The sequence below is a fragment of the Micromonospora sp. NPDC051543 genome (assembly GCF_044454415.1).
GTDB lineage: Bacteria > Actinomycetota > Actinomycetes > Mycobacteriales > Micromonosporaceae > Micromonospora.
Genome location: NZ_JBITDT010000003.1, coordinates 190,855 through 213,313, shown reverse-complemented (window position 1 = coordinate 213,313; position 22,459 = coordinate 190,855). Strand labels below are relative to the sequence as shown.

The following is a 22,459-nucleotide window of genomic DNA, read 5'->3' as shown; positions in this document are numbered from 1 at the left end:
CTCAACGGATCTTCGACGATGGTCGGGACGCTACCCGACTCATCCCATGTGCACGGCGTTGCCGGCCGGGATGTCTTCCTTGCGCACCTTCACCAGGACCAGGGTGACCAGCCCGGCGAGCACGATCAGGACCGCGCCCCAGGCGAACGCGACGCGGTACCCGTGCACCAGCGCCTCCACCTGCGTCGCCGGGTTCGGCGCCCGGCCGACCAGGTACGCGGTGACCGCGCTGGTGTAGAAGGTGTTCAGCAGCGCGGTGCCGAGTGAGCCACCGACCTGCTGGGTGGCGTTGAGCGTCGCGCTGGCTGCGCCGGCGTCGTGCTCCGGCACCCCGACCAGCGCGAGGCTGGAGAGCGGGACGAAGGTGAAGCCGAGCCCCAGGCCCAGGATGACCTGGGCGGGCAGCAGGTGGGTGAGGAACGAGGTGTCGACGTCGATCTGGGTCAGCACCAGCATGCCTGCGGCGGCGAGCACCGCACCGGCGACCATCAGCGGCTTGGCGCCCAGTCGCGGCATGAGCTGGCTGGCGCCACCGGCGGCGATCAGCACACCGGCGGTGACCGGCAGCGACGCGAGGCCGGCCTCCAGGGGCTTGTACTGAAGGACCACCTGGAAGTAGAAGGTCAGGAAGAGGAACGCCCCGAACAGGCCCGCGCCGATCAGCGTCGAGGTGAGGTACGCCCCGCCCCGGTTGCGGTCCAGGATGATCCGCAGCGGCAGCAGCGGGTGGTTGGTGCGCAGCTCGATCACCACGAAGGCGGCCAGCAGCACCACACCGGCGGCGATGAAGCCGAGCGTGGCGGTCGCGTCCCAACCGTCCTCGGCGGCCTTGGTGAAGCCGTAGACGAGGGAGACCAGGCCGGCGGTGACGACGACCGCGCCGGGCACGTCGTAGCGGGTGTTGCCGTGCGCCCGGCTCTCCGGCACGAGCGGGAGGGCGAAGGCGATCGCGACGGCGGCGACCGGGATGTTGACCAGCAGGCACCAGCGCCAGTCGGCGTACTCGGTCAGCACCCCGCCGAGCAGCAGCCCGACGGCGGAGCCGCCACCGGCGATCGCGCCGTACACGGCGAACGCCTTGGCGCGCTCGGTGGCCTCGGTGAACAGCACGGTGAGCAGCGCCAGCGCGGCCGGCGCGAGCAGCGCGCCGAACGCGCCCTGCAACGCGCGGGCGGCGAAGAGCATCCCACCGGTGGTGGCGAGGCCACCCAGCGCGGAGGCCAGCGCGAAACCGGTCATGCCGACGATGAAGGTGCGCTTGCGCCCCCAGTAGTCGGCGATCCGGCCGCCGAGCAGGAGCAGACCGCCGAAGGCCAGCGTGTAGGCGGTGATCACCCACTGCCGGTTCGCGTCGGTGATGCCCAGGTCGGCCTGGGCCTGGGGGAGCGCGATGTTCACGATGGTGGCGTCGAGGACGACCATCAGCTGCGAGACCGCGATGACCCCCAGGGCGATCCAGCGCCGCGGGTGCGGGGCGCCTGTCGACGTTCCGGCGCCGGGGGCGCCGGGGGAGGTCGAGGTGGTTCCGGGCATGGTGAAGCCTTCCGTGGTGCGGATGTTGATGGATCAGGCCTGGGACGGGCGGTCGTGGCGGTAGGTCAGGACCGGGATCAGCACCTGGTCGACGACCTGGGTGAGGAACGCGTCGTCGGCGGGTAGACCGTGCGCGACGAGTCGGGACATGAGGAGCGCGGGCGCGAGATCGTGGAACAGGTCCCGTTCGCCGGCCTCCGGGGGGATCTCCCCACGGGCGGCGGCGCGGACGAGGACGGCGGTGCTGGCCACCCGACCGGCGGGCAGCACCTGGTGGCGTACCAGACGTTCCAGCTCCGGACTGGTCCGCATGGCGAAGGTCAGCGCCTGCATCAGGTCGCAGTCGGCGACGCAGATGGCGGCGGTGGCCCGGAGCAGCTCGAGCAGGTCACCCCGCAGCGAGCCGGTGTCGGGTGGGTTGAGCACGCCGACCTGGCGATCGCTCAGGGCGGCGACGACCAGCTCGGCCTTGCCGTCCCACCGCCGGTAGATGGTGGCCTTGCTCACGTGGGCGCGGGCGGCCACGGCGTCGATGGTCATCCGGTCGTAGCCGACTTCGCGCAGCAGGTCGATCACCACGCTGAACAGGTCGGTGCTCGTGCACCGGGCCGACCGTGCGGCCGGCACGCCGACGCCCGCGCTCACCTGCTGACCCTCAAGCACTGGCACCCCCCGTGAAACGATGTCGTACTGACCATAGTTCGCTCGGGACCGTTCCTGCAGGCTTTTATGAGGTGCGTCGCATCGAGCGAGCGAAACGGTGACGTTTCGCGCTCAGCTGTCGGGCGGCGCGAGGAGCACCGGCACGGTCACGGTGTTGATCCGTGTGCCGTCGCGGGCCGACACCTCGTACACCTCGATGGTGCCGTGCTGCTCCCTGGTCGTACGCCAGTTCACCACCACCCGGTAGTCGCCCCGGCAGCCACTGCCGCAGCTCGCCGTGGCGAAGGCGGCGGCCACCTGGCGGCCGGCGTCGTCCAGCACTCGGACGCTCACCGTGGCCTCGAACACGTCCGCCGTGCCGCTGACGGTGAGCGGGGAGGTGACCTTCTCGCCGACGCTCGGTCCGGTGACCACGATCGGCGCGAGCAGTCCGGGATAGTCGGCCCGACCGACCGGTGCGCCGCCACCGGCGAAGCGGACCCGCCGGACGGTGGGGAACTGGGTGAGCGTCCACACCACCTGCGCCTCGCGCAGCCGCCGACGGTCCGCCGGGTCGTCGGCGGACGGGACGGGGCCGAGGGTCGCCACCCCGTCGGCGATCCGGGTGACCTCGACGCCGGCCGGCAGCAGGGTCACCATCCCCGTGGCGGCCTCGGCCGGCGTCGGTCCGGCGGACAGCTCACTCAGGGCGAGCCGGGACGTCGCGACGGTGGCCGGTCGGGTGCGCCGGGTGGGCACGAGTCGACCGGAGCGGACGTACCACAGCTCGATCGTCACCGTCTCCGGCCGCCGGGTCCCGGTGACCGTCGGCGTCGGCGGACGCGGCGGGGTGCCGGTGGCCTGCGGCGTCGGCGGCGTCGATGCGGCCGGCGCGGTCGTGGCGGGCGCGACGGTCGGCGGTGAAGTGCTGGGCGGCGGTGCGGTCGGCGCCGCGCCCAGGGCGCCGGAGCGGGGGGTGCCGCAGCCGCCGAGGACGAGCGCGGCGACCAGTGCCACGCCTGCCGCGCGTGCCCCGTCACGGCCGCTCATCCCGCACCCCCTCCCGCGCGCCGCCGTCCGGCTCCCGCGCGGGCAGTTCCAGGCGGAACCGCGTGCCGACACCCGGCGCGCTGCGCACGCTCAGCACCCCGCCCAGCACCGCCGCGTGTTCCCGGGCGATCGCCAGACCGAGGCCGCTGCCCGAGGCCGAGCGCGCGGCGTCGACCTTGTGGAACCGGTCGAACACCAGCGGCAGGTGCGCGTCCGGGATGCCGGGTCCCTGGTCGGCCACCTCGAACACGACGCCACGGCCCGCCGCGCGCACGCTCGCGGAGATCTCACCACCGCCGTGCTCGACCGCGTTGGCGACCAGGTTGGCCAGGACACGCTCCAGATGGCGAGGGTCCGTACGCAGCGCGACGGGATCGCCGGTGACCAGCACCCGGTCCGACCAGCCGCGCGCCGCGACGATCGCGCGTAACAGCGCCAGCGCGTCCACCGGCTCGACGCTCGGGCGGTCCCGCCCGGCGTCCAGCCGCGAGATCTCCATCAGGTCCTCGACCAGGCGGCGCAGCCGGACCACGTCCCCGACGAGCAGCCGTGCGGCCGGCCGGGCGTCGTCGGGCAGCCGGTCCAGCTGCTCGCGCAGCAGCGAGGCCGCCGCCACCAGGGCGGTCACCGGGGTACGCAGCTCGTGCGCGACGTCGGCGGTGAACCGCCGTTCCCGGGCCTGCGCGGCCGACAGGGCGGCGATCTTCGCCTCCAGCGCCTCGGCCATCTCGTTGAACGACGCCGCCCACGCGCTGAACTCGTCCCGCCCGCGTACCGGCAGACGGGTGGCGAGCAGCCCTTCGGTGAGCGCGCGGGCGGCGCGGCTGGCCCGGCCCACCGGCTCCAGGGTGCGGCGGGCCAGGAGGTTGCCCACCGCGGCGGCGACCAGGACGACCACCACCCAGCCGGCCAGCAGCGCGGCGTACACCTGGTTCAGGTCGGCCGCGATGTCGTCCTCCACGGTGATCACGTACAGCTCAGCGGTCGAACCGGGGATACGCCCGCCGACCACGAGCAGCCGAGGGCGCTGCGCCGACGTCGACCGCTGGTACGCGAGCTGCCCGTCCGCGACCGACGCCCGCAGGCGCGCGCCCAGGGTGGGGGCGTACCCGGGGTGGGAGGGACGGGTGACGCCGTCGACGAGGATCACGTGCCGACCGCTGCCCTCGAAGCTGGTGAGCAGTTCGGCGTCGCGCTGTTCGGTCAACGGCGGGAACTGTCCGGCGAGCACGAGCTGGTAGCGGGCGTCGGCGGCGGCCTGGCGCAGCGACGCGTCCCACCAGGACTGCCGCAGCAGCAGCCCGGTCCCGCCGGCGAGCAGTCCGGCGGACACCCCGGCGACCAGCACGAACGCGATCGTCAGTCGGTGCCGCAGCCGGCCGGGCGGCACCGGGCGTACGGCCATCGCCGACCTCCCGTCAACCGCCGGACAGTTTGTAGCCCGCGCCGCGTACCGTGCGGATGCGTCGCGGGTGCGCCGGATCGTCCTCGACCTTCGCGCGCAGCCTCTGCACCGCCACGTCGACGAGCCGTGAGTCACCCAGGAAGCGGTGGTTCCAGACCAGGTCCAGCAACAGGTCCCGGGTGAAGACCTGGCCGGGGCGTCGGGCCAGCTCCAGCAGGAGCCGGAACTCGGTCGCGGTCAGCTCCACCTCCCGGCCGTCGCGGCGTACCACGAATGCGCCCGGGTCGATCTCCAGGTCGCCGACGGCGATGGTGCGCGACGGCGTCGGCGCGCTCACCCGCCGCAGCACCGAGCGGACCCGGGCCACCAGCTCCGGCAGGTCGAAGGGCTTGCGCAGGTAGTCGTCCGCGCCGCACTCCAGGCCGACCACCACGTCGAGGGTGTCGGTGCGCGCGGTCAGCATGAGGATCGGCACCTGGCTGGTGCGCCGGATCTCCCGGCACACCTCCAGGCCGTCCAGTTCGGGCAGCATGACGTCGAGCACGATCAGGTCGACCGGGTGCGCTCGCCAGGTCACGAGCGCCGCTCGTCCGTCGGTGGCGGTGTCGACCCGGAAGCCGGCGCGGCGCAGACCGAGGGCGGTGACCTCCCGGATGGAGACGTCGTCCTCGACCACCAGTACGCGGCCCTCCATCAGTCGAGGGTAGACCCGTGACCACTGTGCGTAACCCTGGCGGAACGGTCGTCATCGGCGGCCGGTCGGGTCCTCATCTGAGCACCGTCCACCCGCTACGGTCAGGTGCCTCCGGGCATCCCCCTCACACGAAAGGGCACGACGTGCAACGTCATGGCTGCGTGATCCGACTCCGCCCCGAGCAGCGGGAGACCTACCTGCGGTTACACGCCGCCGTCTGGCCAAGCGTCGAGCAGACGCTGCGCGAGGCGAACTTCCGCAACTACACGATCTTCCTCCACGACGACCTGCTCTTCGGCTACTACGAGTACGTCGGCGACGACTACGAGGCCGACCTGCGGCTGATCGCCGCGGACCCGCAGACCCAGGAGTGGTGGAAGCTGACCGACCCGTGCCAGGAGTCGCTGGCCGAGCCCGGCTCGGGGGACTGGTGGGCCCCGATGCGCGAGGTCTGGCACCTGGCCGACGAGGCGGGCCCGCAGGGCTAGCCGGTCGACGCCGGCCGGCTTCCGCCTGGATCATGGCGGAGGCCGACCGGCGGCGGTCACCACTGGTGGGCGACGTCGAGCACGATCCGACTGTGGGTGCCCGGACCGGCCAGCACGACGGCGCGGAACGGCAGCCGGGCCCGTACGCCGACGGCGAAGGTGGTGTAGCCCTCGAAGCTGCCGCCGAACACGACGTCGCGCAGCGTCGGGTAGCGCAGCAGGTTCGTGACGTGCGTGCCGACCGGGTACGGCACCGTGCCGAGGTGGTCGGCGTCGTACGCCGGTGCCCGCAGCGAGACCCGCAGCAGCGCGCCTCCGGCCGTGTACGGCGACAGCGCGAGCCCTTCGCCCTCGGTCCAGGTCTCGCCGTAGCCGATCGTGTACCCGTCGACCGGGCCGGCGAACTCGAACACCACCCGGTCGTAGCAGTCGTGCCGGCCCGTGCGGACGTCGACCAGGGGAGCGTCGCTCAGCGCGCCGGCCGACTTCTCCCCGCTGCCCCAGGTGATCCCGCAGTACGCCGCCTCGGTGGCGGCGCGCGCCGAGCCGGTGCCGGTCGCGCTGCTGGCGCCCGCCGCGCTGGTGCCCGCCGTGGCGAGCACTCCGGCGAGGATGACCGCCGTCGCGGTCAGCGCGCTCCTGATCCTCATCGTGGTTCTCCGTTCGGTGTCCCGGGGTCACGTCGCGGCGGCCCTGCCGGTGACCCTCAGTCGTCACCGTCGTCCCGCCCCGACACGGGCACCTCGCCGCCGGGTAACCGCTGGGTAACAGCCGACGCCCCGGCCGCGATCGGCGTCAGCCGCGCCGTGGCGCACCGTGGCGTGGCGTGGCACCCCACGGCATCCCACCTTGCGATACGGTGCCTCGCATCGGCACATCGGAGGTGGATGGATGCCTGCCGTCGTCGTCCTCGCGCTGACGCTCGCCCTCGCGCCCACGCCCACGCCCACGCCCGCGCCGACGGTGTCCGCCACACCGGGTCCGCTCGGCGAACTGGTCGGCGGTGTCGGCCGGATCGTCGGCGACCTGCTGGGCGGCCGCGGTACGCCCACACCGGTCCCGACGCCGAGCGGCACCCGTGCCCCGACCTCGGGGCCGAGCCGACCACCGGCGACCGAGCCGTCCCGCCCGTCGAGGCCCGGGGCGAACCCCGGGCCCGCCGAGTCTTCGGTCGGTGCCCGGGCGACGGTCCCGCCCGATCGCCCCGGCGGGCGTGCGGGCACCAACGGACGCGACCCGGCCGTGCCCGTGCGCGGCGGCGACACTCCGGCGCCGATCGTCGCGCCGGCCATCGCCGACCCCGTCCGCGACGGCTGGCCGCCCGTGTCCTATCTCCTGGTGGCGGCGGTCCTGGTCGGGCTGGCGGTGCTGCTGCTGCGCCGCCGTGGCAGTGCCGGTCCCTCGACCGTTCCCGCACCGACTCCCGACCCGACGCCACCTCCCAATCCCGATCCCGGGCCGGACAACGTCCGCCGCCTGCCGACCAGCCTCAACGCCATCTACGAGCTGGGTCGGCTGGACGAGCGACTCGAGCAGGAGCGCCGCCGCCGACCCTGACCGGCGGTCTCAGTGCTTCGGGTACGCGCCCTCGCGTCGGGGGATCGCGTCGTCGTACGCCCCGGACGGGCCGTGGTAGCGGGTCGCGCCGTTCGGGTACGGCCACGCGTTGGCACGGCAACCGTGCAGGCCCAACGTCTGCTGCTGCATCACCGGCGCCGGCCGGCCCGATCCCGGGCAGCGTTCGTGGCCGAACCCGAGCCGGTGCCCCACCTCGTGGTTGACCATGTACTGCCGGTAGGCCGTCAGGCTCGCGCCGTAGTCCGGCACAGCGGACACCCAGCGCGCCACGTTCAGCACCACCTTGTTGCCGCTGCGGCAGGACGTGTAGCCGTCCGGCACGTCCTGGCAGAGAGTGTCGCGGGTGCCGGGCGTCGCCAGGTAGATGGTGAAGTCCGCCGGGTCGTCGGCGCCCACCCGCCGCAGCCGCCAGTCTCCGCCCGCCGTCCATCCGCGCGGGTCGTTCAACGTCGCGGTGATCGCGGTGGCGATGTCACCCGCCGCGAGACCATGGATGTCGCGTTCCACGGCGACCCGGTAGCGCAGCAGGGTGCCGCTCTCCGCGCCGCCACGCGTCGTCTCGGCGGCGGCGATCGTCCAGCGGTTCCCGCCGGTGGCGGGATAGCTGACCGGGCGGTTGGGCGTGCTGCGGGTGCCGAGGATGCCGACGCCGGTCGGCCGGTGCGAGGCCGTGGCGTGGTCACCGGGCCGCGGTCCGGTGGCAGGGTCTCCGGCCGCTGGCCCCGTGCATCCGGCGAGCAGCGCCACCGCCAGCAGTGACGCCGCCGAGGCCAGATGCCACCGGCGGGTACCCTTCGTCGACATGTCTCTCCCCTCGCGCGTCGCCTGGAGGCGCGCGCAGAGAAGAAGACGGGTCAGGGCGACGAAAAGTTGAAGTGATCCGGATCTCAACCTTTCGGCGGCCGCATCCGTCTAAGGAGATGTGGCACGGGAGAGGGTTCACGGTGGCGCGGGGTGACGCGGAGTTCGTCGAGTTCGCGCGGGCGGCGTCCGCGCGGCTGGTGCACGCCGCGTTCCTGATGACCGGCGACCACCACCAGGCCGAGGACGCCGCGCAGACCGCCCTGGTCCGCACGTACGCGTCGTGGTCGCGGATCCACGACGACGACGCCTACGGGTACGCGCGTCGCACGTTGGTGAACCACCTGGTGGACCGGTGGCGACGGCCGATGCGGGAGTACCCGACCGACGAGGTGCCGGAGCAGCGACGCGGTGACGTGGCCGACGACGTGGCCACCCGGCGCTGGTTGGTCGCCATCCTCGGCGTGCTGAGCCCTCGGGAGCGGGCCATCGTCGTGCTGCGGTACTACTTCGACCTGCCGGAGGCGCAGGTGGCCCGAGAACTCGCCGTGTCCGTGGGCACCGTCAAGAGCACCAGCTCACGGGCCCTGGAGAAGCTGCGCACCGCCGCCCCGCACACCACCGACGAGGGGGCGCGCCGATGAGCGAGCTGGATCGGCTGCGGGACGCCATGCGGGCGACCGAACGCGCTGACGTCGTCCTCGACCTGGTCAGCGTGATGCGCGACGGGCGACGGTTGCGTACCCGTCGACGGTTCGGCGGGGCGGCGGCGGCGACGCTCGCGGCCGGGCTGGTCGCCGTGACCACGGTGGTGGTCGACCCGAGCGCGTCGCGCGATCCCGCGCCGGCTGAGCCCGCGTCCCCGGCCGCCGTCGCCTCGCCCTCGGTCGGTGTCGCGCCGACGTCGAACGAGCCGACGCTACCGCCGGCGAATCCTCGCGGCGTGCCGGATCCGAAGCCCCTGGGTCAGGTCGTCGACTCCGGAACAGTGCACGGCACCGACCGGCGGGTCTACTTCTTCGTCGCGGTGACGATTCCGGGCGTACCCGAGGTGACCATCGGTTTGGCCGCCGGTCGTCGTGCCGCGGACGGCACGGTGAGCACGGACATCCTGGTCAACGACGTCGAGGGCGCCGACCGCAGCCCCGGCTTCCACCAGATCGGGTACGACGAGAGCGAGTCGGCCTCTCCGGTGCCCACCTTCGGCTACTTCGTCGGCCCGGCGACGCGAATCATCGGCACCGTCGACGGTCGGCAGGTCGAGGCCACGGTCGCGCGGTGGAGTCTGGACAAGCAGGTCGTGATCTTCTGGTTCGATCCGACCACGCTCCCTCCCGGGAAGCGGCTGGACGCCATCGCCGCCCGCGACGGCGCGGGTCGCCAGCTCTGATCCCTGGGACAGCCGTGAAACACGCCATTGCGCGACAGGGAAACCGGTCAGTACCGCTGCGGCCGGTTACCGGCCAGCCGGTGCGCCTTGATCCGGTCCCGCGCCCACCGCAGCGCCGGGCACCCGTCCGGCCGGCAGCGCCCACACAATCCGTGCGCCTGGTGCTGCCTGATGATTTGCCGAGCCGCCATCGGCACCCACACCGACGGGGGCAACTCCCGCTCGATCATCGGCGGGTACCGGTCATGCCGTACCGGGCAGCCCTGTTGCCGGCCATCCGCTGGCGCTTGACCTCCCCGATAGCCCACGCGAGCATCCCGCACGCGCCCTCACCGCACTGAGCACACCGCCCGGTCTCCCGGTGCGGGCTGGTCGGTTCCGCGTGCTGGTTGATCACACGCATGGCCGACCACAACAGCAGTGCGGGCGTTACGGGTCCGTCGTCCATCGACACGGCTCTACCTCCCATAAATGGGCAGGTCCGGCTGGGCGAAAGCTGAAACGGCCCATCCCGAGCAGGGATGGGACCGTTCGCCTGTGACTGCTTACGCCGTTAGCGCAGTGCCTGCTTGACGGCCGTTGGCGCAGCCCATGCGCCGTTCGTATCCAGCCGGGCGCACGCACGCTTAGGTTTGGCGTCCACCGGCACCCCCCACAACTCCCGCCCCCCGCCCCCGTCGATCATGAAGTTGTGGTGGGAACGAAGGGTGTGAGCGGGTGCATAACGCCCACCACAAGTCCATGATCGACGCGAGAGGGTGCTGAGACGGTCGCCCGGTTTCAGTCCAGTCGGTGTTCGATGGTGACGGTCGTTCCCTCGCCGGTGGAGACGAGCCGTACGTCGCCGTAGGCGTTCATCAACAGCGCGCCCCGGCCCCGGTCCATGGCCGGTCGACGGTCCCGCCAGGTGCCGAAGTCGCGTACCGAGATCCGGACCAGCGTGTCACCCACCTGGAGCCGGACCCGCACCTCGGGGCGGCTGGGTCGTTGCGCGTGCTCGACCGCATTGTTCATGGCCTCGGAGGCGGCGAGCAGCAGATCCTCCGCCACCTCTCCGTCGACGTCCAGGTCGTCCAACGCCAGCCGGACGTCCTGGCGCATGGCGGCCGCCGAGGTGGGCACCGACGGGTACGTCCACTGGCTGTCCAGCCCGCCGACGAATCCGTCGCCGTCGGGCACGGCGATCGAGGGCGCGCCGGTCGGGTCGTCGGCGCGGTCCCCGAGTGCCGCGCTCTCCGTCGGTGCGGCTTCGGCTGGCGCGGGCTGGTCCCCGGCGGGTCCGGGCGGGGCCTCGGCCTCCGCGGGCGTGGCGGATCGCGTCGCTGTCGGGGCGTCGGCGTCGGCCGGGTCGCCGACGGTTGCCGGTGCGGGGCCGTCGTGGTCGGACGCGCCGCTGCGGGCGCGGCGGATGGCGGTCCGGATCCGGGCGATCAGCTCGGCGGCGGCGAACGGCTTCACCAGGTAGTCGTCGGCGCCCAGGCTCAGACCCGCCACGCTGGCCTCCTCGCCCGCTCGCGCGGAGAGCACGAGCACCGGCAGCGACCGGGTCGCGGGGTCCGCGCGCAATCGGCGGACCAGCTCGAAGCCGTCCAGCACGGGCATCATCACGTCGGTGAGCACCAGGTCCGGTGGCTCCCGGCGGATCGCGTCCAGGGACTGCCGGCCGTCGGTGACCGACCGCACCCGCCAGCCCTGCGCGGCGAGCAGCCGACTCAGGTACGCGCGCATGTCGCTGTTGTCGTCGGCGAGCAGGATCCGTGCGCCGGCCAGCTCGTCGGCGGCCGGACCGGGCGCCGGGGCGGGCTCGGCGACCTCTCCGGCCGGGTCGGTCAGCCAGCCCGTCGCCTCCTGGACGGCGGCGCGTGCCGCGTCGCCCCGCCCTTCGGGGGAGAGACCGGTCGTCGCCGCGCGCCGCGCCGCCGACCAGGGCAGGGCCACGGTGAAGGTGGTGCCGGCGCCCACCTGGCTGGCCACCCGCACCTCGCCGCCCTCCAGCCGGGTCAGCTCGTTGACCAAAGCCAGGCCGATCCCGGTGCCCTCGTGGCTGCGCGACCGCGCGCCCTGCACCCGGTGGAAGCGTTCGAAGAGCTTCGGCAGGTCCGCCTCGGCGATCCCGATGCCGGTGTCGGCGACGGTCAGGCGTACCTCGTCGTGGTCGGCGTCCACGGCGACGCGGATGCCACCGATGAACGTGTACTTCAGGGCGTTGGACAGCAGGTTGGTGACGATGCGTTCCCAGTTGACCGGATCGACGGTGACCGGGTGGGGGAGCGGTGGGCAGTCGACGTCCAGGGTCAGCCCGGCCCGCTCGACGGCGGCGCGGAAGACGCTGGCCAGCTCGGCGGTGAGCGCCGGCAGGTCGACCTGGTGGGCGTCGCTGCGAGCCCGGCCGGCCTCCAGGCTGGAGAAGGTGAGCAGGCTGTTGACCAGGGTCAACAGCCGGGTCGCGCTGCGCCAGGCGGTCTCGACCCGCTCGCGCTGCGGGGGTGTCAGGGGCGCGGCGGTGTCGGCGAGGGCGTCGGCCAACGGCCCGAGCATGAGGGTCAATGGGGTACGGAACTCGTGGCTGACGTTGGTGAAGAAGGTGGTCTTCACCCGGTCCAGCTCGGCCAGCGTCTCGGCCCGGCGTCGCTCCCGCTCGTACGCCTGGGCGTTGCGCACCGCCGTCGAGACCTGCTGCGTCAACAGTTGGTAGAACGAGCGGTACGCCTCGTCCAGCGAGCGGTTGGGGCTGACGCCGACCAGCAGGACGCCGAGCGGCCGGTCCTCGGCACCCGACGGCAGCGGCAGCGCCAGCGCGGCGCGGACCGGATCGCCCCACGGGCCGGCGGGCAGCGACAGCCGCCCGTCGAGGCCGGTCACGTCGGTGGGCCGCCCCGCCGTCGCGTACGGTAGCCCCCAGGCGCGGGCCGTCGGGCCCGGGTCGGCCAGGTCGACGACGGTCGGCAGCGACCCGTTGATGGTCGCGTCGCGCGGGTCGCCGCCCGCGTGGGCGATCCGCCGCAGGGTTCCACCGTCGCGCAGGTAGATCGCGGCGAACGGCACGTCCAGCGGGTGGCCACCGATCGCGTCGATCAGCCGCGCGCAGGTCGCGTCCACGTCGACGGTGCGCCCGTCGCCGCGCAGGGACAGGTCGCGCAGCAGCCGCAGTCGCCGTTCGCCGACGACCTGTTCGGTGACCTCGCTGCACACCGTCAGCACACCCACGGTGCGACCGTCGTCGTCGCGGGCCGGTGCGTGCGAGACGCTGAAGTAGGCCTCCTCGCGGTAGCCCGCGCGCTCCAGCAGGAGCTGGAGGGCGGGTACCCAACTGGCCACCCCGGTCACCATGGCCTGCTCGATCAGGGGGGCGAGGACGTCCCAGCCCTCGGCCAGGGTCACCCGTACGTCGTCGCCCAGCGCGCCGGGATGCTTGTCGCCGATCAGCGCCGAGTACGCGTCGTTGTAGAGCTGCGAGAGGCGGTCGCCCCAGAGCAGCAGCATCGGGTAGCGGGAGGAGAGCACCATCCGTACGGCGGAGCGCAGGCTCTGCGGCCAGTCGGACACCGCGCCGAGCGGTGTGTCGGCCCAGTCCAGCTCCGCCATCAGCCGTCCGGTGGCCCCGCCGCCGTCGAACAGGTCGCTGCGGGGTCGTGTCACGCTCGACCCGGCCTCATCGCTAGCCCCCCGTTCCGGGCCCGACGACCCCTGCTGGCGTTACCTACCCATCCTGGCACCTCTACTCACCTGTGCCGACGCCGGTACCCACCGTCTAACGGGCGGGGGTTCGGGACGAACGACCGATGTCACACACATAGATATCTGTAAGTGTCTCGGTTATCTCTCCGACCCCGAGGAGCCCCCATGAGAGGTAGAACGCTGAGCGCGGGAATCGCGCTCGCCGTGTTCACCGGGATGACGGTGACGCTGGCCGCCCAGCCGGCGACCGCGTCACCCACCGCCGCGACGACAGCGGGCCGGCCGATCGCCGCGTCCGCCGCCGTCCTGGCGGCGCCGGACATCTCCGTCACCAACGTCCAGGCGCACCTGACCCAGTTCAACTCCATCGCCAGCAGCAACGGCGGCAACCGGCGGGCCGGGTCCGCCGGCTACACCGCCTCGCTCAGCTACGTCAAGGGCAAGCTCCAGGCGGCCGGCTACACCGTCAGCGAGCAGTACTGCTCCAGCTGCACGTACCCGTCGAACAACCTCATCGCCGAGTGGCCCGGCGGCCCGGCCGACCAGGTGGTCATGTTCGGCGCCCACCTGGACAGCGTCTCGGCCGGTCCGGGAATCAACGACAACGGCTCCGGCTCGGCCACGCTGCTGGAGAACGCCCTGGTCCTCGCCGCGCAGAACCCGACCGTGACGAAGAAGGTCCGGTTCGCCTGGTGGACCGACGAGGAGCAGGGGCTCAACGGCTCCCGCTTCTACGTCAACTCGCTCAACTCCACCCAGCGCGGCTACATCAAGGGCTACTACAACTTCGACATGGTCGGCTCCACCAACGGCGGCTACTTCATCAACCGGGTCAGCTCCACCACGGCGGCGCCGCTGAAGGCGTACTGGGACTCGCTGGGGCTGCAACCGGAGGAGAACGTCGAGGGCCAGGGCCGGTCCGACGACTACTACTTCCAGCAGGCCGGCATCCCCACCTCCGGGTACGCCGCGGGCGCGAGCGCCCGCAAGACCAGCAGCCAGGCGGCCAAGTGGGGCGGCACCGCCAACGCGGCGTACGACTCCTGCTACCACCGGTCCTGTGACACCACCGCCAACGTCAGCGCCACCGTGCTGAACCGGGCCGCGGACGGTGTCGCGTACGCGCTGTGGCAGCTCGCCGTAGGCAGCGGCACCCCGACCAACGACTTCTCGGTCGCGGTCAGCCCCACCGCGCTCAGCGTGGCCCGGGGCGCCAGCACCAGCGCCACGGTCAGCACCGCGACCACCTCCGGCTCGGCGCAGACGGTCAGCCTCAGCGCGTCCGGCGCGCCCAGCGGGGTGAGCGTCTCGTTCAGCCCGTCGTCGGTGACCTCCGGCGGCTCGGCCACGGTGACGCTGACGGCGTCGTCGAGCGCCACCACCGGCACGGTCACCGTCACGGTCACCGGCACCGGCTCGGTCACCCGGACCGCCAGTCTCACCCTGACGGTGACCGGTAGCGGCGGTTGCGCCGGTGGGCAGGTGGTCGGCAATGGTGGCTTCGAGAGCGGCAGTACGCCGTGGACCGCCTCCTCCGGCGTGATCACCAATTCCAGCGGCCAGGCGGCCCGGACCGGGTCGTACAAGGCGTGGCTCGACGGGTACGGCAGCACCCACACCGACACCCTGTCCCAGTCGGTGACCGTGCCGGCCGGTTGCGCCAGCTACACGCTGTCGTTCTGGCTGCACATCGACACCGCCGAGACGACCACCTCCACGGCGTACGACAAGCTCACCGTGCAGGTGGGCTCGACCACCCTGGCGACGTACTCGAACCTGAACGCCGCCTCGGGCTACACCCAGCGCACGTTCAACGTGGCCGGGTTCGCCGGGCAGACGGTGACCCTCAAGTTCACCGGCACCGAGGACTCGTCGTTGCAGACCAGCTTCGTGATCGACGACGTGACGCTGCAGGCCAGCTGAGGAGCGTCGGGTGGGGGCGTGCGTCGCGCGCTCCCACCCGACATCTGTTCACGCCCGTCCATCTCTGGTAGAAATCCTCCAAGGCCGGCCCCTGATTCGCAGAATTCCGCCCCGCACGCGAACGGGAGTGCCATGTCACCCACTCGATCCACCCTGCGCCGCCGCGTGCTCACGCTGCTCGTGGCCACCCTGGCGACGGTCTGCGTCACGTTCGGCCTGGCCGCCCCGGCCTTCGCCATCAGCCATTCCAGCGCCACCTCGCAGCTGCGCGCCGCCGGCATCTCCTGGACCTCCAGTGGCAACTGCAGCGACCGCAACGTGTCCACCTGCACCTCGTTCGACGGGGTCCGGCAGGCCACCATCGACGGCATCATCACCTTCAAGCGGGCCAGCGGCTGCGCGGTCACCATCACCGCGGGAACCGAGGTCGGGCACGCCGGGGGCACGTACAGCCACTGGAACGGCTACAAGCTCGACATCGCGCTGAGCACGTGCATCCAGAACTACATCTCCGCGAACTACGCCTATGTCGGCTACATCTCCGGCTTCGGCTACCAGTACCGGGCGCCGTCGGGCAACCTCTACACCAAGGAGGGGAGCCACTGGGACATCCTCTTCTACACCTGCGGTGGCTGCTGACCGCGAGTGTGACGGGGTACGCGGCGGGAGCTGACCGCGTACCCGAAAGGGGTGGGCCGCCGCCGGTGCTTGCCGGCGGCGGCCCGTCGCCCGCTCGATTCCGAAGCGGTCAGGGAAGCTGCGGGTAGAGGGCGGCGACCCCGCCCGCGAGCCCGGCCTGCACCTGCCGGCTGATGTCGTCGGTGACGATCTCGTACGCGTCGGCCTCGATGCCGTCGACGCCGATCCGGGCGATCTCCGCCGGGTCGGACTTGGGGCCGGTGACCGTCGCGGCCATGTCGGTGTCCATGTAGCCGACGTGCAGGCCGGCGACCCGGACGCCCCGCTCGGCGAGCTGGAGGCGCAGCGCGTTGGTCATCGCCCACTCGGCCGACTTCGCCGCGCCGTACGACCCGTGCAGGGGGAAATTCACCCAGGACAGCACGGACAGGACGTTGAGGATGGTTCCGCCGCCGTTGCCGGCGATGACCGGCGCGAAGGACCGGATCATCGACAGGTTGCCGAGGTAGTGCGTCTCCAGCTCCAGCCGGATCAGGTCGAGGTCTCCCTCGAGCAGGTCCGCCCGGCTGTCGATGCCGGCGTTGTTGACCAGCAGGTTCACGTCGCCGGTCAGCTTCGCGGCGGCGGCCACCGAGGCGGGGTCGGTGATGTCCAGCCGGACGGGCGTCACGCCGGGCAGGTCGACGCTGTCCGGGTTGCGCGCGCCGGCGTAGACCGTCGCTCCGCGAGCGACGAGCTCGGCGGCCAGGTGCCGGCCGAAGCCCCGGTTGGCGCCGGTGACGAGGGCGGTGCTTCCAGCGATCTTCATGGAGTGCTCCAGGGTTCGTGGCGGCTTCTGGACAGGAACGCTATCCGGCTGACTTCTGTTAGGCAAAGTCAGGTAGGTCACGCGACGGGCGCACGGGAATCGGGAATACGACCCGGAGGCGCACACACCTGCGCCCGTGACGGCTCGTATCCTTTGCGCGAACCTCCGTACGAGCCGAGAAGGGAGACGGTGTGAGCAACCAGGCCGAGACGTTGGAGTTCCAGGCCGAGGCGCGTCAGCTCCTCCAGCTGGTCGTCCACTCGATCTACTCGAACAAGGACGTCTTCCTGCGGGAACTCATCTCGAACGCGTCCGACGCACTGGACAAGCTGCGGCTGGCGACGCTCGTCGACAAGGACCTCGTCGCCGACACCGACGACCTGCACGTCACCATCGAGGTCGACCGGGACGCGCGCACGCTGACCGTGCGGGACAACGGCATCGGGATGACCCGTGACGAGGTGGTCCGGCTGATCGGCACGATCGCCAAGTCCGGCACCGCCGAGCTGCTGCGCCAGCTACGCGAATCCGCCGACGCCCGCGCCTCGCAGGAACTGATCGGGCAGTTCGGCGTCGGCTTCTACGCCGCGTTCATGGTCGCCGACCGGGTCACCCTGCTGACGCGTAAGGCCGGCGAGACCGGTGGCACCCGCTGGGAGTCCACCGGCGAGGGCACCTACTCGATCGAGTCCGTCGACGAGGCGCCGGCGGGCACCTCGGTGACCCTGCACCTCAAGCCGGCCGACACCGAGGACAACCTGCACGACTACACCGCCGAGTGGACGATCCGCGAGATCGTCAAGCGCTACTCCGACTTCATCGCGTGGCCGATCCGCATGAGCGTCGAGCGCTCGGGCGCCGAGGGCGAGCCGCCCACCAGCGAGGTGCAGACCCTCAACTCGATGAAGGCGCTGTGGGCACGTCCCCGCGACGAGGTCGACGCCGCCGAGTACAACGAGTTCTACAAGCACGTCAGCCACGACTGGGCCGACCCGCTCGAGGTCGTGCACATGAAGGGCGAGGGCACCTTCGAGTACGAGGCGCTGCTCTTCCTGCCCAGCCACGCCCCGCTGGACATGTTCTCCCCGCAGGGCCGCCGTGGCGTGCAGCTCTACGTCAAGCGCGTGTTCATCATGGACGACTGCGAGGCGCTGGTCCCCACCTACCTGCGCTTCGTCAAGGGTGTCGTCGACGCCCACGACCTGTCGCTGAACATCTCCCGCGAGATCCTCCAGCAGGACCGGCAGATCCAGATCGTCCGCCGCCGCCTGGTCAAGAAGGTCCTCGCCACCGTCAAGGACCTCAAGGCCAACCACGCCGAGCGCTACCGCACCTTCTGGACCGAGTTCGGCGCGGTGGTCAAGGAAGGGCTGATCGACGACGCCGACAACCGCGACACCCTGCTGGAGATCCTGTCGGTCGCGTCCACCCACGACGCGGCGGAGCCCACCGACCTGGCCGGCTACGTGTCGCGGATGAAGGACGGCCAGACCGACATCTGGTACGCCACCGGCGACTCCCGGACCACCATCGAGAACTCCCCGCACCTGGAGGCGTTCCGCGCCAAGGGCCACGAGGTGCTACTGCTCACCGACCCGGTCGACGAGGTGTGGGTCGAGCGCGTCGGCGAGTACGACGGCCGGCCGTTGCGCTCGATCGCCAAGGGCCAGGTCGACCTGGACACCGACGAGGAGAAGCAGCAGGCCGAGGCCGAGCGTGAGCAGCAGCGGCAGGAGTTCGCCGCACTGGTGGACTGGCTGGGCACGACCCTGGCCGACAGCGTCCGCGAGGTCCGCCTGTCCTCGCGGCTGACCACCTCACCGGCCTGTGTGGTCGGTGACGCGCACGACCTCACGCCGACGCTGGAGAAAATGTACCGGGCGATGGGGCACGAGGTCCCCTCGACCAAGCGGATCCTGGAGATCAATCCGGGTCACCCGCTGGTCGCCGGGCTGCGCAAGGCCCACGAGCAGGGCGACTCCGGCCCGGCCCTGACCGAGACCGCCGAGCTGCTGTACGGCCTTGCGGTCCTCGCCGAGGGCGGCGAGCTGGCCGACCCGGCCCGGTTCACCCGTACGCTGGCGGACCGGCTGGCGCGCACCCTGTAAGCCTTCTCGCGAACTGCCTCGCCTCGTCGATCATGGAGTTGTGGTGGGTGACAAAGCGCCCATCACGGTGCCTGGCGGGCACCATGACTCCATGATCGACGAGGTCGGCAGGCCTGACGTCGTCACCGGTCAGCGGCCGGGCGGTCCCGCCGTCACGACCCGTCGGCTGCCGTGAGTCGTTGACGGATCCGCTCCGCGTCCGGATGGCCGAGCTCGTCCAGGATGCTTAGCGCCGTCCGCCAACTCCGCGCCGCTTCCGCCGGATCGCCGGCGTCGACCAACGCCTCCGCCAGGTGCGTCAGCGTGTCCGCCTCGTAGTACCGGTCCCGGAACTCCCGGTACAGCGCCAGCGCGTGCCGGTAGGCGATGACCGCCTCCGCTGGTCGTCCGGCGCGGTGCTGCGCGTAGCCGAGGGTGTCCCAGGTGGGCGCCTGGCCCTGCCGGTCGTCGAACTCGCCCAGCAGCTCCAGCGCCTGCTGGCACGCCTCAACGGCGGCGTCGTGCTCGCCGAGTTGGGCCCGGTACCAGCCGACCGCGTTCAGGGCCATCGCCTGCCCGTAGCGATGCCCCGCCTCCCGGTACAGCGCCAACGCCGCCTCGGCATGCCGGACCACCTCGGCTCGCCGGCCCTCCCGGTCGGCCACCTCGGCGAGATCGAGGTAGGTGTGTGCCTGGTTGGCGGGGTCACCCAGCTCGCGGAACAGCTCCAGCGCCCGCCGGAGCTGACCGGGGGCCTCGTCGAGCCGGCCCAGCCGGGCCTGCGCCCGCGCCAGGCTGCGGTGCGCGTACGCCTGCCCGACCGCCGCCCCGGCGCGTCGCGCTGCCGCCAGCGCCGAGCGCTGCACCGCCAACTGGTCGTGCCAGCCGCCCTGACGGTCCAGGAAACTGGTCAGGCTCCACGCCAGTTGCCAGGCATGCCGGTCGGCGCCGCTGGCGGCGCACCGCTCCACGAGCGCGATCAGCACGTCGCGCTCGCGCGTGAACCACGCCACCGCCTCGTCGTGGTCGCCGAACTTCTCCGGCCGTACGCCCGCGACGGCCGGGGCGAGGATGATCGGATCCCAGTGCGGATGCAGCAGCACCGCCGCGGCGTGCGCGCTGTGCAGGTAGTGGTCGAAGAGCCGGCCGCGCGCCTCGGCCCGGTCACCGGCCGGATCGTGTTCGGCGGACAGCTCGGCCGCGAACGCCCGCAACAGGTCGTGCATGGCGTACCGGTCCGGGGCGCGCTCCAGCATCAGGTGCGCGTCCGCCAGCTCGGCGAACGCCGCCTGGACGGCCCGGCGTCCGGCACCGACGAGACTGACGCCGGCCGCCGTGCTCACCGTCACGTCGGTGCTGCCCCCGACGAGCCGGAACAGCCGCGCGGTCGGCGCCGACAGCAGCCGGTACGACCAGGACAGCGCCGCCCGCACGCTGCTGTCGTGGTCGCCCGTGTCGAGCCCGTCCAGCCGGCCGCCGGCCCGCAGCTGCGCGCCCAACTCGGCCAGCGGCAGTTGTGGCCGGACCACCGCCCGGGCCGCCACCACGACCAGGGCCAGCGGTAGCCGGTCACAGAGTCGCACCAGATCGTCGACCGCGGCCCGCTCCGCCTCCGCCCGCGCCCCGATCCGCGCGTACAGCAGGGCCTGGGCGTCCTCGGCGCTGAGCAGGTCCAGCACGACCGCCTCGGCGCCCTCGGTGGCCACCAGACCGGTGAGCCGGTCCCGGCTCGTCACCAGCACCAGGCAGCCGGCCGCGCCCGGCAGCAGCGGCCGCACCTGCGCGGCATCACGGGCGTTGTCGAGCAGCACCAGTACCCGCCGACCGGCGAGCAGGCTGCGGTACAACGCGGTCTGCGCCTGCTCGTCCGCCGGCACCTCGCGCGGCGGCACCCCGAGCGCGGCCAGGAAGCCCCGGACGACCTGTTCCGCGCTTCGGACGACGCCGCTGTGGCCGTAGCCCTCCAGGTTGGCGTAGAGCTGCCCGTCCGGAAAGTGCCCGACGACCCGGTGCGCCCAGTGCACGGCGAGGGCCGTCTTGCCGACCCCGCCCGCTCCGGAGAGCACGGCCAGGGGGACGGCCCCGGGTCGTTCCTCGGCGGACGCCCGCAGCGCGTCCAGACGGGCCAGCTCCGCACGCCGCCCGGCGAAGCCCCGGACATCCGACGGCAACTGCGCGGGGACCAGGCGGTCCGGCCGCGACGGGGCGACGATGACCGCGCCGGCCGGCACGGGGGACACCTCCGGGGTCGGCGAGGTGACCTCGCCGCGCAGGATGGCCTCGTGCAGCTGGCGAAGCTCGATGCCCGGGTCCACCCCGAGCGCGTCGGCGAGCCGGTCCCGCAGTCGGGCGTAGTACGTCAGTGCCTGCGCCCCGCGACCAGCCGCGGCCAACGCGTGCAGCAGCACCGCGGCGACCGGTTCGTCGAGCGGATGCTCGTCGGCGAGCCGGGTCAGCGGATCGATCACCGCATCCGGCTCGCCCCGTCGCAACAGCCCACGGGCCCACTGCACGGCGGTGTCGGTGTGCCGGCGGTGCCAGTCCTGCCGGACCCGCGCCGCCCATTCGCCCGGCAGCCCGGCCAGCGGCTCGCCACGCCACAGCTCAAGCGCCCTGCGCAGCAGTTCCACCCGTTCGGGGTCCCCGTCGGGCAGCCCGTCGGCACGCTGCCGCAGCGCGTCGAAGTGCGGGCCGTCCACTGTCTCCGGTGGCAGGTCCAGCAGGTAACCGCCCGACCGTCGCGCCAGCACGTCCGGTGCGCCCGCGTCGGCCAGCACGCGGCGGAGCCGGGCGAGGTAGACGTGCAGGTTGTGGCGAACCCTGGGCGGCGACGCGTCGCCCCAGACCCGGTCCACCAGAGCGTCCAGGTGCACCGGTCGACCCACGTCGACCGCCAGCGCAGCCAGAACGGCGCGCTGACGGGCCGCTCCGGCATCGACCGGACGGCCGTCCGCCCAGACCTCGACCGGCCCGAGGACCCGAATCTCCATGAACCGCCACTCGCTGCACCGCCGGTCGCCCCACCGGCACCCCCGGGACAGCCGGATTGAGGTTCCGGCAGGAATTCGTCGACCTTCCGCGCAGATCATCGTTGGCACAAGGACATCGATCAACGTGATGTCGGCAACTCGACTCGCGGCCGGACCCGGTCGTGACGACACCGGAGGTCATCATCGTGCGAAGTGCTCTGCGAAGGTTCGCGTCCGCCCTGCTCGGTACGGTCGCCCTGGCCGCCGTGATCGGCGTCGCCCCGAGCCCGGCCCAAGCGAACTATGCCTGCCCGTCGGGCCTGCTCTGCCTGTACGCCGGTGCCAACTTCAGCGGCGACATCTTCCTGCTCGACGGACCGTACAACGGATGCAACGACGTCCCGCTGCCCTCGTACTTCCGCAACCGGGCCCAGTCGATCATCAACAACCGGCCGTCCGGCACCGTCTCCACCTTCTGGGACAACGCCAACGCCACGGGCCTGCTCGGCTACCAGCACGCCTACGGCTACCGGGCGAACCTGGCGTACGACTCGGCCGCGATCGGGGGGAACTGGAACCAGCGGATCGAGGCGGTCCGGGTCTGCTGATCCATGAGCGTCGCCGGGCCGGGGGCAGCCGGCGACGCCGCACCGGGGGAGGGGCCGCCACGGCGCCGGGGGGGGGGGGCGGGGGGGCGCCGCCCCGCGGGGCGGGGGCGGGCGGGCGGCGGGGGGGGTGGAGAGGTGGAGTCTAGCCGCGCCGCGGGCCGCCACA

The 22,459-nt window shown here is 72.5% G+C and carries 18 protein-coding genes; 8 read left to right on the top strand and 10 right to left on the bottom strand.

Annotated elements, in window-relative coordinates; translation table 11 throughout:
- Positions 1-39 precede the first annotated feature (39 nt).
- From ACIA3K_RS06710 to ACIA3K_RS06690, 5 genes are all read right to left on the bottom strand, one after another.
- Positions 40-1,533 carry an MFS transporter gene (locus ACIA3K_RS06710; RefSeq protein WP_396799563.1) on the bottom strand — a complete coding sequence of 498 codons (1,494 nt, stop codon included), beginning with the start codon at positions 1,531-1,533 and terminating at the stop codon, positions 40-42.
- 33 nt (positions 1,534-1,566) lie between these two features.
- The gene (locus ACIA3K_RS06705; protein ID WP_357392779.1) at positions 1,567-2,202 is read right to left on the bottom strand and encodes a TetR/AcrR family transcriptional regulator; all 636 of its coding nucleotides are present in this window, start codon (positions 2,200-2,202) and stop codon (positions 1,567-1,569) included.
- Positions 2,203-2,307: 105 nt separating this feature from the next.
- Positions 2,308-3,225 carry a Gmad2 immunoglobulin-like domain-containing protein gene (locus tag ACIA3K_RS06700; protein WP_396799562.1) on the bottom strand — a complete coding sequence of 306 codons (918 nt, stop codon included), beginning with the start codon at positions 3,223-3,225 and terminating at the stop codon, positions 2,308-2,310.
- Positions 3,212-4,630 carry a sensor histidine kinase gene (locus ACIA3K_RS06695; RefSeq protein WP_396799561.1) on the bottom strand — a complete coding sequence of 473 codons (1,419 nt, stop codon included), beginning with the start codon at positions 4,628-4,630 and terminating at the stop codon, positions 3,212-3,214. Before ACIA3K_RS06695 ends, ACIA3K_RS06700 begins: the two co-directional genes overlap by 14 nt.
- A gap of 13 nt (positions 4,631-4,643) precedes the next feature.
- Positions 4,644-5,324, bottom strand: a complete 681-nt coding sequence (locus tag ACIA3K_RS06690) for a response regulator (protein ID WP_396799560.1) — start codon at positions 5,322-5,324, stop codon at positions 4,644-4,646.
- Positions 5,325-5,485: 161 nt separating this feature from the next.
- Here ACIA3K_RS06690 and ACIA3K_RS06685 point away from each other — a divergent pair, with 161 nt between their 5' ends.
- Complete coding sequence (locus ACIA3K_RS06685) at positions 5,486-5,812, top strand: L-rhamnose mutarotase (RefSeq protein ID WP_396799559.1); 327 nt, start codon at positions 5,486-5,488, stop codon at positions 5,810-5,812.
- A 56-nt stretch (positions 5,813-5,868) separates the two neighbouring features.
- On the opposite strand, the gene ACIA3K_RS06680 is transcribed toward ACIA3K_RS06685, so the two are convergent.
- Positions 5,869-6,462 carry a hypothetical protein gene (locus ACIA3K_RS06680; RefSeq protein ID WP_396799558.1) on the bottom strand — a complete coding sequence of 198 codons (594 nt, stop codon included), beginning with the start codon at positions 6,460-6,462 and terminating at the stop codon, positions 5,869-5,871.
- Between the two features lie 241 nt (positions 6,463-6,703).
- Here ACIA3K_RS06680 and ACIA3K_RS06675 point away from each other — a divergent pair, with 241 nt between their 5' ends.
- Positions 6,704-7,369, top strand: a complete 666-nt coding sequence (locus tag ACIA3K_RS06675) for a hypothetical protein (RefSeq protein WP_396799557.1) — start codon at positions 6,704-6,706, stop codon at positions 7,367-7,369.
- Between the two features lie 9 nt (positions 7,370-7,378).
- Here ACIA3K_RS06675 and ACIA3K_RS06670 read toward each other — a convergent pair whose 3' ends face one another.
- Complete coding sequence (locus tag ACIA3K_RS06670) at positions 7,379-8,194, bottom strand: DUF3152 domain-containing protein (RefSeq protein ID WP_396799556.1); 816 nt, start codon at positions 8,192-8,194, stop codon at positions 7,379-7,381.
- Positions 8,195-8,310: 116 nt separating this feature from the next.
- Here ACIA3K_RS06670 and ACIA3K_RS06665 point away from each other — a divergent pair, with 116 nt between their 5' ends.
- On the top strand, positions 8,311-8,835 hold the full coding sequence (locus ACIA3K_RS06665; RefSeq protein ID WP_396799555.1) for a SigE family RNA polymerase sigma factor: 525 nt from the start codon (positions 8,311-8,313) through the stop codon (positions 8,833-8,835).
- Positions 8,832-9,581 carry a hypothetical protein gene (locus ACIA3K_RS06660; RefSeq protein ID WP_396799554.1) on the top strand — a complete coding sequence of 250 codons (750 nt, stop codon included), beginning with the start codon at positions 8,832-8,834 and terminating at the stop codon, positions 9,579-9,581. Before ACIA3K_RS06665 ends, ACIA3K_RS06660 begins: the two co-directional genes overlap by 4 nt.
- Positions 9,582-10,361: 780 nt before the next feature.
- On the opposite strand, the gene ACIA3K_RS06655 is transcribed toward ACIA3K_RS06660, so the two are convergent.
- Positions 10,362-13,220 carry an ATP-binding protein gene (locus tag ACIA3K_RS06655; protein ID WP_396799553.1) on the bottom strand — a complete coding sequence of 953 codons (2,859 nt, stop codon included), beginning with the start codon at positions 13,218-13,220 and terminating at the stop codon, positions 10,362-10,364.
- 204 nt (positions 13,221-13,424) lie between these two features.
- On the opposite strand from ACIA3K_RS06655, the gene ACIA3K_RS06650 reads away from it, so the two are divergent.
- Positions 13,425-15,182 (top strand): M28 family peptidase, encoded by a 1,758-nt coding sequence (locus tag ACIA3K_RS06650; RefSeq protein WP_396799552.1) that lies wholly within the window; start codon positions 13,425-13,427, stop codon positions 15,180-15,182.
- A 132-nt stretch (positions 15,183-15,314) separates the two neighbouring features.
- The gene (locus tag ACIA3K_RS06645; protein ID WP_396799551.1) at positions 15,315-15,821 is read left to right on the top strand and encodes a hypothetical protein; all 507 of its coding nucleotides are present in this window, start codon (positions 15,315-15,317) and stop codon (positions 15,819-15,821) included.
- Between the two features lie 109 nt (positions 15,822-15,930).
- Here the strand turns inward: ACIA3K_RS06645 and ACIA3K_RS06640 are convergent, their stop codons facing one another.
- Positions 15,931-16,629: an SDR family oxidoreductase gene (locus ACIA3K_RS06640; RefSeq protein ID WP_396799550.1), complete on the bottom strand. Its 699-nt coding sequence runs from the start codon at positions 16,627-16,629 to the stop codon at positions 15,931-15,933.
- 191 nt (positions 16,630-16,820) lie between these two features.
- On the opposite strand from ACIA3K_RS06640, the gene htpG reads away from it, so the two are divergent.
- Positions 16,821-18,737, top strand: a complete 1,917-nt coding sequence (htpG, locus tag ACIA3K_RS06635; protein ID WP_396799549.1) for a molecular chaperone HtpG — start codon at positions 16,821-16,823, stop codon at positions 18,735-18,737.
- Between the two features lie 152 nt (positions 18,738-18,889).
- Here the strand turns inward: htpG and ACIA3K_RS06630 are convergent, their stop codons facing one another.
- Positions 18,890-21,706 carry an AfsR/SARP family transcriptional regulator gene (locus tag ACIA3K_RS06630; RefSeq protein ID WP_396799548.1) on the bottom strand — a complete coding sequence of 939 codons (2,817 nt, stop codon included), beginning with the start codon at positions 21,704-21,706 and terminating at the stop codon, positions 18,890-18,892.
- Between the two features lie 161 nt (positions 21,707-21,867).
- Here ACIA3K_RS06630 and ACIA3K_RS06625 point away from each other — a divergent pair, with 161 nt between their 5' ends.
- On the top strand, positions 21,868-22,293 hold the full coding sequence (locus tag ACIA3K_RS06625) for a peptidase inhibitor family I36 protein (protein ID WP_396799547.1): 426 nt from the start codon (positions 21,868-21,870) through the stop codon (positions 22,291-22,293).
- Positions 22,294-22,459: the final 166 nt, after the last annotated feature.